Source organism: Roseateles sp. GW821-FHT03B02 (genome assembly GCF_059421025.1).
In genome coordinates, this window is the sequence record NZ_JBWKUV010000002.1 from 99,605 (window position 1) to 112,862 (window position 13,258).

Annotated in this window: 10 protein-coding genes; 4 read left to right on the plus strand and 6 right to left on the minus strand. The window is 69.3% G+C overall.

The features are described from left to right. Nucleotides 1–34: 34 nt before the first annotated feature. A complete protein-coding gene (locus AC07VX_RS06700; protein ID WP_493163961.1) occupies nt 35–1,255 on the minus strand; it encodes a BaiN/RdsA family NAD(P)/FAD-dependent oxidoreductase in 1,221 nt (406 codons plus the stop codon). 215 nt (nt 1,256–1,470) lie between these two features. Between AC07VX_RS06700 and AC07VX_RS06705 the strand changes: the two genes are divergently transcribed. The 3 genes from AC07VX_RS06705 to AC07VX_RS06715 all read left to right on the plus strand — a co-directional run bounded on the left by AC07VX_RS06705 (nt 1,471) and on the right by AC07VX_RS06715 (nt 7,433). Continuing rightward, nucleotides 1,471–2,484 carry a GGDEF domain-containing protein gene (locus AC07VX_RS06705; RefSeq protein WP_493163962.1) on the plus strand — a complete coding sequence of 338 codons (1,014 nt, stop codon included), beginning with the start codon at nt 1,471–1,473 and terminating at the stop codon, nt 2,482–2,484. A gap of 65 nt (nt 2,485–2,549) precedes the next feature. Continuing rightward, entirely contained in the window at nt 2,550–6,107 is a 3,558-nt protein-coding gene (dnaE, locus tag AC07VX_RS06710) for a DNA polymerase III subunit alpha (RefSeq protein ID WP_493163963.1), read from the plus strand. A 15-nt stretch (nt 6,108–6,122) separates the two neighbouring features. Continuing rightward, nucleotides 6,123–7,433: a patatin-like phospholipase family protein gene (locus tag AC07VX_RS06715; protein WP_493163964.1), complete on the plus strand. Its 1,311-nt coding sequence runs from the start codon at nt 6,123–6,125 to the stop codon at nt 7,431–7,433. Here the strand turns inward: AC07VX_RS06715 and AC07VX_RS06720 are convergent. Together AC07VX_RS06720 and AC07VX_RS06725 are read right to left on the minus strand one after the other, a co-directional pair. Then, nucleotides 7,407–7,697 carry a ComEA family DNA-binding protein gene (locus tag AC07VX_RS06720; RefSeq protein ID WP_493163965.1) on the minus strand — a complete coding sequence of 97 codons (291 nt, stop codon included), beginning with the start codon at nt 7,695–7,697 and terminating at the stop codon, nt 7,407–7,409. The genes AC07VX_RS06715 and AC07VX_RS06720 overlap by 27 nt on opposite strands. Then, entirely contained in the window at nt 7,694–9,430 is a 1,737-nt protein-coding gene (locus tag AC07VX_RS06725; RefSeq protein ID WP_493163966.1) for an ABC transporter transmembrane domain-containing protein, read from the minus strand. The genes AC07VX_RS06720 and AC07VX_RS06725 overlap by 4 nt, the downstream gene beginning before the upstream one ends. Nucleotides 9,431–9,463: 33 nt before the next feature. On the opposite strand from AC07VX_RS06725, the gene AC07VX_RS06730 reads away from it, so the two are divergent. Then, complete coding sequence (locus AC07VX_RS06730; RefSeq protein WP_493163967.1) at nt 9,464–10,594, plus strand: glycosyltransferase; 1,131 nt, start codon at nt 9,464–9,466, stop codon at nt 10,592–10,594. On the opposite strand, the gene AC07VX_RS06735 is transcribed toward AC07VX_RS06730, so the two are convergent. The 3 genes from AC07VX_RS06735 to AC07VX_RS06745 are packed head-to-tail and all read right to left on the minus strand — an operon-like array spanning nt 10,545 to nt 13,179. Next, nucleotides 10,545–11,507 (minus strand): glycosyltransferase family 2 protein, encoded by a 963-nt coding sequence (locus AC07VX_RS06735; protein ID WP_493163968.1) that lies wholly within the window; start codon nt 11,505–11,507, stop codon nt 10,545–10,547. The genes AC07VX_RS06730 and AC07VX_RS06735 overlap by 50 nt on opposite strands. Next, the gene (locus AC07VX_RS06740; RefSeq protein WP_493163969.1) at nt 11,504–12,451 is read right to left on the minus strand and encodes a glycosyltransferase family 32 protein; all 948 of its coding nucleotides are present in this window, start codon (nt 12,449–12,451) and stop codon (nt 11,504–11,506) included. The genes AC07VX_RS06735 and AC07VX_RS06740 overlap by 4 nt, the downstream gene beginning before the upstream one ends. Further along, nucleotides 12,448–13,179 carry a glycosyltransferase gene (locus AC07VX_RS06745; RefSeq protein WP_493163970.1) on the minus strand — a complete coding sequence of 244 codons (732 nt, stop codon included), beginning with the start codon at nt 13,177–13,179 and terminating at the stop codon, nt 12,448–12,450. Before AC07VX_RS06745 ends, AC07VX_RS06740 begins: the two co-directional genes overlap by 4 nt. Nucleotides 13,180–13,258: the final 79 nt, after the last annotated feature.

A 13,258-nucleotide genomic window follows, 5' to 3' on the forward strand; every position in this document is an offset into this window, starting at 1 on the left:
GTAGCCGGGAAATCAAGGACTTGCCAAGATTTGCTCAGGCAGGTGCTGAGGCGGCCGCCAGGGCCTCGGCGCAGGCGGCCGCGCTGGCCCAGGCCCACTGGAAGTTGTAGCCGCCCAGCCAGCCCGTCACGTCGACGACTTCGCCGATGAAATACAGGCCCGGCACCTGCCTGCTCTCCAGCGTCTGGGAGCTCAGATCGCGGGTGGAAACGCCGCCGCGCATGACTTCGGCCTTGCGCCAGCCCTCATCCCCTGTGGGCATCAGCTGCCAGTCGTGGATGCTGCGGCCCAGGCGCTGCAAATCGGCGTCGCGGCACTCGGCCAGGGGTTTGGCGGCGTCCAGCCCGGCCCGTTCCAGCCAGACGGTGGCCAGGCGCTGCGGCAGGCGGGCGGCCAGTTCGTTGCCGAGCTGGCGGCGCGAGGTGGCTTTGGCCTCGACCAGTTCACGGTCCAGCTTCAGCTCGGGTGCCAGGTTGATCTGCAGCGGCTGGTCGCTGGCCGTGCGGTAGCTGGAGATCTGCAGGATGGCCGGGCCGCTCAAGCCGCGGTGGGTGAAGAGCAGATCCTCCAGGAAGCGCCCGCGCGCCCTGCCGGCGCCGCAGGCCACCTCCACCGGCAGCGACAGGCCCGCCAGTGCGGCGAAGGGCGCCCAGGCGTCGGCGTCGAAGGTCAGCGGCACCAGGGCCGGGCGGGGCTCGACGATGGCGTGCCCGAAGCGCTGAGCCAGCCGCAGCCCCCAGTCGCTGGCGCCGATCTTGGGCACCGGCAGGCCGCCGGTCGCGACAACGACACGCGGCGTACGTACCGCCCCCTGACTGGTGTCCAGCTCGAAGCCGCCTTCCGGCAGCCGGCGCACGTCGGCCACCGTGCAGGGCTGCCAGCGCGTCACGCCGCCGGCCTCGCACTCCTTGAGCAGCATCTGGATGATCTGCTCGGCGGAGTCGTCGCAGAACAGCTGGCCCTTGTGCTTCTCGTGGAAGGCGATGCCGTGGCTCTGAACCAGCTTGATGAAGTCCTGCGGCGTGTAGCGCGCCAGCGCCGAGCGGCAGAAGGCCGGGTTCTCGGACAGGAAGTTGGCCGGCCCGGCCTCACGGTTCGTGAAATTGCACCGCCCCCCTCCCGAGATACGAATTTTTTCGGCCAGCTTGGGCGCGTGGTCGATCAGCAGCACCTTGAGCCCGCGCTGGCCGGCGCGGCCCGCGCAGAACAGGCCTGCCGCCCCCGCGCCCACCACCACCGCATCGAATCCCTGCATACGCCTCCCGTGAATGGGGCGGCATTGTCGCGGGTGGAGGCATCGAAACTCGTTAGGATCCAAGACAGGTAGCAAAAGGGCCTTCTAGGGGGGAGGCCCGATTCATGGGGTAGTTCGGCCTTGCTGCTGGCGCTTTTGCCCCACTACATTCCCCCGACACCCTTGGCGCATTGCGGCTTTCCGCCGCGGGCGCACCATCGCATCAAAACGATTTCATGGACATGACCGCCGACCAGACCGCGATGGAGCCGCCACCCGGCAGTCTGGCGCATTGGCTGGCCGGGCATGCCGAACTCGGCGGCGAGGCGCTGGCAGGGCTGGTGGCCTTGATCGAGCCGCTGGGCAGCCAGGCGGCGATCAAGGCGGTCGCCACGGGCCGCTACGTGTTTGCGAGCACCGGTCTGGCCCAGATGTTCGAGCGCGAGGCCGTCGTCGGGCATACCGACGCCGAACTGCTCAAGCCTGACGAGACGACGGCCCTGCGCCGCGTCGAGCAGACGGTCATGGCCCAGCGGTTCCCCGTCGTCAGCGAACACAAGCTGGAGATCAATGGCCGGCGGCGCGAGTTCAGCGTCACGCGGCTGGCCGTCGGGCCCGATTTCCTGCTCTCGGTCTGGCACGAGCGTACCGAGGAGCGCCATCGCGAGGCCCATCTGCAGCGGGCTCTGGCGCAGATCGAGCAGCAGCAGTCCTCCATCGAGCAGATCCGCCGTGAACTGCAGCAGGGCTCGGGCCGCGACGAGGTCTCGGGCCTTTACATGCGTGCGCAGTTCGACGACCAGCTGCTGCGCGAAATCGACCTCTCCTCGCGCGAGCACCGCGAGTTCGCCCTCGTCGTCATCGCGCTGGACGCGTCGGCGGCCATTGCCGGGCTGGGCGATGACGCCCAGCAGCGCCTGCTCGAAGGCATTGGCCGCATGCTGCGCGCCAACACGCGGGCCATGGACTCGGCCTGCCGCATCGGTGCGCAGCGTTTTGCCGTGCTGCTGTCCGGTGTGGGTCTGGCCACGGCGCATGCGCGCATGGAGCAGTTGCGTCGGCAGTGCGCGGCGCAGATCGTCGTCCTCAATGGCCAGGATCTCGGCCTGTCGATCTCGATGGGCGTGTCCAGCTTCCCGCACACGGCCTCGCGCCAGGACGAGCTGATGGCCGCCAGCGAGGCCGCGGTGCATGAAGCCCAGCGCCGTGGCGGCAATCAAGTCGTGCTGGCGTCCATCTCCTTCGGCTGATTCCAGGGCCGCCTTCCGTCGGCGGCATCTGCAGTCAAGAGGTGACGGCTTCCTACAATGCCGGGATGCCCGAGACCGCTGTTCTGAACTCCCAAGACCTGCCCTTCGTCCACCTGCGCATGCACACCGAGTTCTCGGTGGTGGATGGCACCTTGAGGACCGATGACGCCGCCGACGCCGCGGCCAAGGATGGGCAGGTGGCGGCGGCCATCACGGACCTGGCCAACCTGTTTGGCGGCATCAAGTTCTACAGCGCGATGCGCAAAAAGGGCGTGCAGCCCATCCTCGGCGCCGACTGCTGGCTCGAGAGCGACGCCACCGACAAGCCGCCCACCCGCCTGCTGCTGCTCGTGCAGGACAAGCAGGGCTATCTGAACATCTCCGAGCTGCTGTCGCGCGCGTGGATCGACAACGTGCAGCGCAACCAGGCCTGCTTGAAGCTGGAATGGCTGCAGGAACTGGGCGGCGGGCTGATCTGCCTGTCCGGCGCCCAGCATGGTGGCCTGGGGCAGGCGCTGATGCAGGGCGACAAGGTGCGGGCGACCGAATGGGCGCTGAAGCTGGCAGCGATCTTCCCCGGCCGCTTCTACATCGAGCTGCAGCGCGCCGGCCTGCCCGGCCAGGAGGCGCTGGTGCAGGCCAGCGTGCCGCTGGCGGCGGAACTGGGGCTGCCGGTCGTCGCGACCCATCCCATCCAGTTCCTCGGCGAAGACGACTTCGAGGCCCACGAGGCGCGCGTCTGCGTGGCCGAGGGGGAGACCCTGGCCAACCCCAAGCGCATCAAGCGCTTCCTGCCGAGCCAGCACTTCAAGACCCAGGCGCAGATGCGCGAGCTGTTCAAGGACGTGCCCAGTGCCATCGAGAACACGACGGAGATTGCGCGGCGCTGCTCGCTGACCCTGGTGCTGGGCAAGCCGCAGCTGCCCAACTTCCCGACGCCGCTGCTGGACGATGGCACGCCCATGCCGATGGACCAGTACTTCCGCGAGCTGAGCCACGAAGGGCTCAAGGGCCGGCTGGTGCATCTCTTTCCCAACGAGGCGGAACGCGAGAAGGAGCGCCCCCGCTACGTGGAACGCCTGGAGTTCGAGCTCAACACCATCATCAAGATGGGCTTCCCGGGCTACTTCCTCATCGTTTCGGACTTCATCCGCTGGGCCAAGGAAAACGGCTGCCCGGTGGGCCCGGGCCGGGGATCGGGCGCGGGCTCCCTCGTCGCCTACGCGCTGCTGATCACGGACCTGGACCCGCTGCGCTACAACCTGCTGTTCGAGCGCTTCCTGAATCCCGAGCGCGTCTCGATGCCCGACTTCGACATCGACTTCTGCCAGGGCAATCGCGACCGCGTCATCGACTACGTGAAGGACAAGTATGGCCGCCCGGCGGTCAGCCAGATCGCGACCTTCGGCACCATGGCCGCCAAGGGCGCGCTGCGCGACATCGGCCGCGTGCTGGGCATGGGCTTCGGCCATGTGGACTCCATCGCCAAGCTCGTTCCCGCGCCGCCTGGCAAGACGGTCACGCTGGCCAAGCTGCCGCCCAACTTCGACCCCGACAAGGCCAAGATGGTCTATGCCCGCCACGAGTCGCCGGAGATCGAGGAACGCGAGAAGTCGGACGAGGAAGTGGCCGGCCTGCTGGAGATGGCGGCGCGCGTCGAGGGCACGGTGCGCTCCATCGGCATGCACGCCGGCGGCGTGCTGATCGCACCCGGCAAGATCACCGACTTCTGCCCGCAGTACCAGCAGCCCGGCTCGACCTCGGCGGTGAGCCAGTACGACAAGGACGACGTGGAGGCCATCGGCCTGGTCAAGTTCGACTTTCTGGGCCTGGCGACGCTGACCATCCTGGAGCTGGCCAAGGACTTCATCGTCGCCCGCCACGCCGACCGCAAGGACTTCGACTGGGCCAATGTGCCGCTCGTCGACAAGAAGGTGTTCGACCTCTTCGGCAAGGGCTATTCGGAGAGCGTGTTCCAGTTCGAATCGCCCGGCATGCAGCGCCTGCTGAAGGACGCCAAGCCCTCGCGCTTCGAGGATCTCATCGCGCTGGTGTCGCTCTACCGCCCGGGGCCGATGGACCTGATCCCGTCCTTCGTGGCGCGCAAGCATGGCAAGGAGACCATCGAGTACCCGCACCCGCTGCTGGGTCAGGTGCTGGAGGAGACCTACGGCGTCTTCGTCTACCAGGAGCAGGTGATGCAGGCGGCCCAGGTGCTGGGCGGCTACAGCCTCGGTGGTGCCGACATGCTGCGCCGCGCCATGGGCAAGAAGAAGGCCGAGGAGATGGCCATGCACCGCGAGATCTTCCGCAAGGGAGCCGCGGAGAAGGGGATCGACCAGGCCAAGGCCGATGAGGTCTTCGACCTGATGGAGAAGTTCGCGGGCTACGGCTTCAACAAGTCGCACGCCGCCGCCTATGCCTTGCTGAGCTATCACACGGCCTGGCTGAAGACGCACTACACGGCCGAGTTCTACGCCGCGAACATGACCATCGAAATGGACGACACCGACAAGCTCAAGGTGTTGCTCAACGACGCCAAGATCTTCGGCATCGAGTTCCAGCCGCCCTGCGTCAACAAGGGGCAATACCGCTTCGAGCCGCTGTCCAACCGGCTGGTGAACTATGGCCTGGGCGCCATCAAGGGCACCGGCCGCGGCGCCATCGAGGCCATCATCGCGGCCCGCGAGGCCGGCGGCCCCTTCCTGAGCTTCTACGACTTCTGCCTGCGCGTGGACCGCAAGTCGGTCAACAAGCGCGTGGTGGAAGCGCTGATCAAGGCGGGCGCCTTCGATAGCATCAACCCCGAGCGCTCCAAGCTGCTGGCCAGCGTGGCCCGCGGCTACACCCATGCCGAGACGACCGAGGCCAATGCCGACCAAGGCGGGCTGTTCGACTTCGGCGACTCGCATGCTTCCAGCACCGCTGAGCCCGACCTTGTCGACGCGCCGCAATGGAGCATCAAGGAGCGGCTGTCGCTGGAGAAGACGGCCATCGGCTACTACCTGTCGGGCCACCTCTTCGACCAGAGCGGCACCGAGGTGCGCCGCATCGTCAAGCGCCAGATCGCCGACCTGCAGGACAGCCGCGAGCCGGTGCTGGTGGCCGGCATCGTCAGCGGCATGCGCGTCATCAACGGCCAGCGCGGCCGCGTCGCCATCTTCAAGATCGACGACAAGAGCGATGCCATCGAGGCCGTGGCCAACGAGGAGCTGCTCAACGCCAACAAAGAGCTGCTGGCCGAGGACGAACTCATCATCGCCAGCGGCAAGGTGCAGAACGACCGCTTCTCCGGCGGCCTGCGTATGAATGTGCAGGCGGTGTGGAGCCTTGCCGCCGCACGGGCGCGCTTCGGCCGCCACCTGCTGCTGGGCAATGCCGGTGCGGCCGGGCTCGTCAAGGAACTGGTGGAGCGCTTTCCGCCGCGCGACGTGGAGACGGAAGAGGGCGGCACGCGCAGGCTGGGTCTGCCGGTGCGGGTGTCCGTCAAGGCCGAGCCCGAGGGCGACAAGGTGGGGGCGCGCTGGCTGGTCGAACTGGGCGAGGCCAGCCGCTTCTGGCCGGCCGACGAGGCATTGGCCAAATTGGGCACGGCGGCTGAGGTCATTTACGAAGCTGGATGAGCCCCAGCATCGGCGATGATTTCGCCGATGCTGCATGCCGTGCCCAAGCCCTCTGCCCAGTCAGGCGGATTCGTCCGTTCGCCGCCGGTCACGGGACTGATCCTGACCGGTGGAGGCGCGCGTGCGGCCTACCAGGTGGGCGTGCTCGCGGCCATCGCCCAGCTGCGGCGTGACGCCGGCCAGACCCGGCATAACCCCTTTCCCGTCATCAGCGGCACCTCGGCCGGTGCCATCAATGCGTCGACGCTGGCCTGCCATGCCGACGACTTCGACGGCGCCGTCGATGGCCTGCTGCATCTCTGGCAGGGCCTGCACGTCGAGAGCATCTACCGCGCCGACGCCTTCGAGGCGGTCAAGAGCGGCGCGCGCTGGCTGTCCATGCTGAGCCTGGGCTGGGCCATCGCGCGCTGGACGCGCAGCCGCCCGCGCAGCCTGCTGGACAACAAGCCGCTGCGCGAACTGCTGGGCCGCTACCTGAGCATGGACCGCATCGAGGCCATGCTGGACGGCGGCCATCTGCGCGCGCTGGCGCTGACCGGCTCCAGCTACACCTCGGGCCAGCACGTCACCTTCTTCCAGACCCACCACCACGTCGTGCCCTGGCTGCGCGAGCAGCGCATGGCCGTGCAGGCGCGGCTGACGCTAAGCCATCTGATGGCGTCCTCGGCCATCCCTTTCATCTTCCCGGCCGAGCTGCTGGACCTGGAGGGCATGCCGGAGTGGTTCGGGGATGGTTCGATGCGGCAGAGCGCGCCGATCTCGCCGGCCGTGCACCTGGGGTCCGAGCGCATCCTCGTCATCGGCGCGGGCCGCATGAAGGAGCCCGAGGGCCGGCGCGTCGGCGTGACCGACGAGCACCCCAGCATGGCGCAGATCGCCGGCCACGCGCTGTCCAACATCTTCCTGGACGCGCTGTCCGTGGACGTCGAGCGCCTGCGCCGCATCAACCGCACGCTGGCCCTGCTGCCCCGCGAGGCGCGCACGGCCACGGCGCTGCGGCCCATCGAACTGCTCGTCATCGCGCCCAGTCGCCGCCTGGACGATCTGGCCAGCGAGCACCAGGCCAGCCTGCCGCCCTCGGTGCGGGCCATGCTGAGGGCCTTCGGCGTCAGCGGCAAGGGCAAGGCCATGAGCGGCTCGGCCCTGGTCAGCTATCTATTGTTCGAGCCCAGCTTCATCGGGGAGCTGATCAACCTCGGCATGAGCGACACGCTGGCCAAGCGGGCCGAGGTGCAGCGCTTCTTCGGCTGGCCGGCGCGGGCGCCGCAGCTCGACCCCGCGCTGCTGCGCAGGAGCCGCTCAGCCGGGTTCGCGGCCGGCTGCTGAGAAGGGCTGGCCGGCGACGCGCAGGCCGGCGGCCGACAGCCTGCGGGCCGCGGCGGCCTTGATGCCGGGCACACGGTGCATCAGGTCGTACCAGTCCTCGAAGGGCCGCGCGGTAGGCAGGCGCTGCACGAGGACCGGGCCGAGGCCGGGCATGGACTCCAGCTCGGCATGCGTCGCGGCATTGGCTTCGACCTCGGCCTGGGCCAGCTCAGGCGCCGCCACCCAAAGCAGCAGCGCCCGGCGGCGAATGTGCGAGGGGCTCACGTTTCGCCCGCCTGGGCCCGCACCATGGCTGCGTAGGCGCCATCGCGGGCGATCAGCTCGGCATGCGTGCCAGTCTCGACCAGCTTGCCGGCACCGAGCACATGGATGGCGTCGGCATCGCGGATGGTGGACAGGCGGTGGGCGATGACGATCAGCGTCTTGCGGCCCGACCATTGGCTGAGCGCCTGCTGCACGGCGCGTTCGCTCTCGGTGTCGAGGGCCGAGGTGGCCTCGTCGAAGATCCAGATCGGCGCGTCCTTGTAGAGGGCCCGCGCGATGGCCAGGCGCTGGCGCTGGCCGCCGGAGAGCTTGCTGCCGTTGGCGCCGACCGCCGTCTCCACGCCCTCGGGCAGCGTCTGCACGAAGTCCCACAGGTGGGCGGCCCGCAGGGCCGCTTCCAGGCGAGCCTCGTCGCGTGGCTGGGCGTAGGCGATGTTGTTGGCGACCGAGTCGTCGAACAGCACGATGTCCTGGGACACGACGGCGAACTGGCGGCGCAGGGAGAGGCGCGTCAGCGTCTCGATGTCGGTGCCGTCGAGCAGGATGCGGCCGGCATCGGGCCGCCCGAAGCCAAGCAGCAGATGGATGATGGAACTCTTGCCCGCGCCCGAGGCGCCAACCAGGGCAGTCGTCCTGCCGGCCGGGAAGGCGAGGCTCAGCCCGTCGAGTGCCGGCTGGCCGGCACCGGGGTAGGTCAGGCGCACGTCCTGCATGACGAGCTCGCCCTGGGCGTGGGCTGGCAGCTCGCGCGTGCCGCCGTCGACCTCCTTGGGGGCGTCCATCAGCTCGAAGCAGCCCTTGGCGATGACGGTCGCGCGGGTCAGCGGCGCGGCCAGGTCGGACAGGTGGCGCAGCCGCGAGGTCAGCAGCAGCAGGGCGGTGACGAACTCGGCAAAGGCCTGCACGCCGGTGCCCTGGGCGCGTGCCTGCCACAGCGTCACGCAGATGATGAAGGACAGGCCCACGGCCGCCACCAGTTGCGACAGCGGCTGGGCCAGCGCGCCGGCGGTGGCTGTCTTGAGGTTGTTGCGGCGTACCTCGTGGGCCACGTCGGCGAAGCGCTCGCGCTCGTGGGCCTCGGCGCCGAACTGACGCACGACGCGCCAGGCGCGCGCCAGGTCGTCGACCTTGTTGACCAGCAGCAGCTGCGCGTCGTAGCTGCGCGTGGCCATCAACCGCATGCGCTGGTTGACCTTCTTCATGATGAAGGCCATCAGCGGCGTGACGACGAGGCTCAGCAGGGTCAGCTGCCAGTTCAGGTAGAACAGATAGGCCAGCATGGCCACGGCCGGCAGGCCGTCGCGCAGCACGCTCATGCCGACGTCGCCGACGAGCTGCAGGATCTGCTGCGGGTCGTTGACCACCTTGCTGACCGCCGTGCCGGGCTGCATCCTGGTGTAGATCTGGGCGTCCAGCCGCAGCAGCGCGTTGACGAGGGCGGCGCGGAAGTCCATCACGCTGCGCGTGACGGTCCAGTTGAAGAGGTACTGGCCCGCGAAGCCGAATACGCCGCGCATCAGGTAAAGGCCGATCAGCACGACCGGGATCATCCAGAGCGGGAAGGCATCCTTGGCGAAGCCCTCGCCGAAGGCGTAGCCGATCAGCTTGGGGATCATGGGCTCGGTGGCCGCGGCACCGATGTAGGCCAGCACGGTGAGCAGGGCGCCCCAGCGGTGGGGGTAGACGAACTGGCCCAGGCGGCGGGCCACGGAGGCGTTGGTGTCGAGAGACATGGGGCGCGATTGTCGCGCCTACACTGCGCGCCGATGCCGAACGACCACTCCCTGCGCGAGCGCCCGAAAGTCGTTCATTTCGTGACCGGGGGCTTCTCCGGCGCCACCCAGGTCGCCGTGGACCTCTGCCTGTCGGCGCTGCAGAGCGGGCCCTTCGAGCCCATCCTCATCCTGCGCCTGAAGCCGCACACGCCGATGGAGCGCGTCGAGGCCCTGCGCACCCAGGGCCTTCGAGTGCTGCTCGTGCCCGCGCACTGGGTGCACCGGCGCACGCAGATCGAGCTGGCCCGCCTGCTGGCCGAAATCCGGCCGGCGGCGCTGCTAGCCCATGGCTTTCCGGAGCATCTGATCGGCCGCCAGGCCGGGCTGGACGCGGGCGTGCCGGTCCTGATCCAGGTCGAGCACAACTCGCGCGAGCGCTACATGCCCTGGAGCCTGCGCGAGAGCCGGCGCCTTGCCGAGAGCAGCGCGGCCCTGGTGGGCGTCAGTGAAGGCGTGTGCCAGAGTCTGCTGGCCCAGGGCCTGCCGGCGGACAAGACGCTGGCCATCCCGAACGGCATCGACCTGGCGCGCTTCGCGGCGGCGCCGGCCGAGCGCGAGGCCGGTCTCGTCATGTCGGCCCGGTTCGCGCGGCAGAAGGACCACGCGACGCTGATCGATGCGATGGCGTGCCTGGCCGCGCAGGGCCTGCGGCCGCGGCTGCAGTTGGCCGGCACCGGACCGCTGCTGGCGCGCATGAAGGCCAGGGTGGCGAGACTGGGGCTGGGCGGTCAGATCGCCTTCCTCGGCCACCACACCGACATGCCGGGGCTGCTGCGGTCCCAGGCAATCTATGTGCTGGCCACGCATTACGAAGGCATGCCGCTGGCGCTGGTGGAGGCCATGGCGGCCGGCTGTGCCTGTGTCGCCTCCGACGTCATCGGCGTGAGCGGCGTCGTCGAGGACGGCGTGACCGGACTGCTGGTGCCTGAGGGTGATGCGCCGGCGCTGGCGGAGGCCGTCGCCCGGCTGCTGCGCGACCCCGCGCTGGCCGTCCGGCTGGGTGCCGCGGCGCGCGAGCGGGCGCTGGCCGAGCACGGCCTGGCGCTGATGCGGGAGCGCTACGAGGCGCTGATCACGCGCTGCGCCACCACTGCAGGCCACGCAGCCAGCGGCCGCGCTTGAAGTAGGCGGCCAGCAGCTCGCGCCGGCCCAGTGGCGAGCTGCGCTCGAAGCGCTCGGCGTCGGTGGCCAGGCCGGCCAGGGCCTCGCCCCCCAGCTGCAGCCGGCGCCGCCGCGCGCGCAGCAGCGTGCGAGCGCAGAAGTGGGCGATCTCGAAGCGGGTGTCGTCGCTCAACGGCGGCAGCTCGGCGGCCAGGCCGGCCAGGGCCCAGGTCCAGTCATCCAAGCGCCTGACGTCCAGGGTGGACAGCAGGCTGCCGCCGCGCTGGCGGTAGGCGATCCAGACCTCGGCCACGTGCAGATGCCGCGGCGTGTGCAACAGCAGGCGCGGGTAGACGGCCATGTCCTCGAAGACGCGGTCCTCGGGAAAGCGCAGCTTGCTCGGCCAGCAGGCCCGGCGAACGATCTTGCTCCAAGGGTGGAACTGGCCATGCACGAAGAAGCCGCGCAGGCGCTGGTCGACGTCTGCCATCAGTACGCCGGAGGGCCCTTCGAAGCTGCCGATATGGCGGTGGCGCGGTTTGATGGATTCGGTCGAGGGGCCATCGTCGAAGACACGGAAGTCGCAGCTCAGCAGGTCGGGCCGGCGCTGCTCGATCAGAGCCTTCAGCCGCGGGATGACGCCGGGCTCGACGAGGTCGTCGGGGTCGATGAACCACAGGTAGTTGCCGTGGGCTTCGTCCAGCAGCCGGTTGCGCGCGGCGCTGACGCCGCCGTTGACTGGCAGGCGGATCAGGCGCGCCTGGGGCAGCAACCGCTCGACGAGGGCGGCCGAGCCGTCGGGCGAAGCGTCATCGACGAAGACGAGCTCGACGCCGTCGTCGAGCTGGGGCTTGAGGGACTCGATGCAGGCCCGCAGCCATGGTTCCACCCGGTACATCGGGAACAGCAGGCTGAGCCAGGGTGCCGCGCTCACGGCTTGCTGTCGAGCAGATGGCGCAGGGCGCTGAAGGGCGAGACCCAGCCGCGTCGCCAGTTGCGCTCGACGACGGCGCGGTCGCCGCCGCGCAGCTTCAGCACGGCCGGCAGCACGCGCGGGCAGGGCACCAGGGCCAGGCGCGCGTAGAGATGGCGTTTGCGCCAGCCCACGCCGGCATGCCAGGCGAAGGGGCCGTCTTCGGCGCGCAGAAGTACGAGGCGGGCGGCCTGCGGGTCGCGGTCCAGCAGGTCGCTGGCGGCGACATGCATCAGCAGATAGCGCTGGAAGTCCTCGGTCAGCGCCTGCACGACGCGGGCATGCCGGCCCTCGTTCTGAAGACGTTGCAGCACGGCCTCGGCGCCCTCGTCCAGCGCCCGGTCGAAGGCCTGGGCCAGGGCCGTGGCAAAGCGGCCGCCGGGCACAGAGGCCATCAGCCAGTTCTCGACGATGGGCAGCTCGGGGCGGGTCGTGTAGCGGTCGATGTAGAAGCCGACGTAGTCGGCCGCGCGGCGCTTGCGGGTCTCGTGCAGCCAGCCCAGGTCGCGGCTCAGCAGCATGGAGGCGTCCATCCAGATGCCGCCATGGCGGGCCAGCAGCTGAACGCGCAGCCAGTCGGCCTGGCGGTAGGCGGGCAGGGCGTCGAAGTCGGGGCGCAGTGCGGGCAGCCATTGCTCGACGCTGCTGCGGTCCAGCAAGCGCAGCTGGTGGTCGGGGGCGAAGCGTCGCCAGTTGTCCAGGCAGGCCTGGATGAAGGCCGGGGCCGGGGCGGGCTGCCAGTAGGTCCAGATGACCTTGGGGATGTCCAGCTCGCAGGGCGGTGCCTGCTCGCCCACCAGTACGGCGCGCGTCTGGGTGGGCACCCTGGCCCGCAGCACGGTGGCCAGCTCGCGCAGCACGAGGCCGGCGATGAGGGCCACAAGGCCAAGGACGACGACGTTCATTCGCGCCAGTGATCGGCGATCCAGCGTGCCGGCCGCGCGTGCCGCCAGTTGCCGTTGCTGCGGCCGGCCAGCGCGTCGGGCGGGTTCATGACGCCGTGGAAGATCAGGATGCGCGCGCCTTGCGGGATGAAAGGATCACGCCAGTAGCTGGTGGGCCAGGCGGGGATGCAGTGGTATTTGTAGCTGGCGCACCAGGCGTCGTTCCAATACTTGAGCTTGCCTTGGCGGTGCAGCACGGCACTCAGGAAGGCTTGCTCGTTGCGGAACTCGGCCTTGGCCTTGGCCTGGTCGGCGAGGAACTCGGTGAGCACCTCCTGGTGGGCACCCAGCTCCCAGCGGTAGACCGAGGAGTTGCCGGTGATGCGCCAGGGGCGCTTCCAGTCGTGGATGACGAGGAACTCGCCCGGCACCTCGAAGAAGGGCGTGATGTCGTCGACGATGACCACGTCCAGATCCAGGAAGAGGGCAGTGCCGCTCAGACCGTACTCATCGACGAGGACGGGGCTGAAGGTGGTGAGCTTCTTCCAGCCGCGCTCGGGCTCGCCGTTGGGCAGCGTCATCTCGGGGATGGGGAAGCACTTCACCGCGGGGTTGATGCCCTCGCTGCGGTCGGTCAGGCAGACGAACTGGAAGTCGCCCCGCAGGTGCCGGCGCACCATCGCGTAGAGGCGATTGACGTACTCGGGGCCGTACTTGGTGCCCCACTTCATGCAGACGATGGTTCTCATTTCAAGCAATCCGCCCTATGCAGTGCATTCCCGCGCGGCACCCACGAAACCGGTTTTGCCGGGCCGTCGGGTGCGCCCC

Excerpts from the sequence above, each read along its gene's own strand:
- AC07VX_RS06700 (WP_493163961.1), bottom strand. The coding sequence starts at position 1,255 with ATGCAGGGATTCGATGCGGTGGTGGTGGGCGCGGGGGCGGCAGGCCTG.
- AC07VX_RS06705 (WP_493163962.1), top strand. The coding sequence starts at position 1,471 with ATGGACATGACCGCCGACCAGACCGCGATGGAGCCGCCACCCGGCAGT.
- dnaE (WP_493163963.1), top strand. The coding sequence starts at position 2,550 with ATGCCCGAGACCGCTGTTCTGAACTCCCAAGACCTGCCCTTCGTCCAC.
- AC07VX_RS06715 (WP_493163964.1), top strand. The coding sequence starts at position 6,123 with ATGATTTCGCCGATGCTGCATGCCGTGCCCAAGCCCTCTGCCCAGTCA.
- AC07VX_RS06725 (WP_493163966.1), bottom strand. The coding sequence starts at position 9,430 with ATGTCTCTCGACACCAACGCCTCCGTGGCCCGCCGCCTGGGCCAGTTC.
- AC07VX_RS06730 (WP_493163967.1), top strand. The coding sequence starts at position 9,464 with ATGCCGAACGACCACTCCCTGCGCGAGCGCCCGAAAGTCGTTCATTTC.
- AC07VX_RS06740 (WP_493163969.1), bottom strand. The coding sequence starts at position 12,451 with ATGAACGTCGTCGTCCTTGGCCTTGTGGCCCTCATCGCCGGCCTCGTG.
- AC07VX_RS06745 (WP_493163970.1), bottom strand. The coding sequence starts at position 13,179 with ATGAGAACCATCGTCTGCATGAAGTGGGGCACCAAGTACGGCCCCGAG.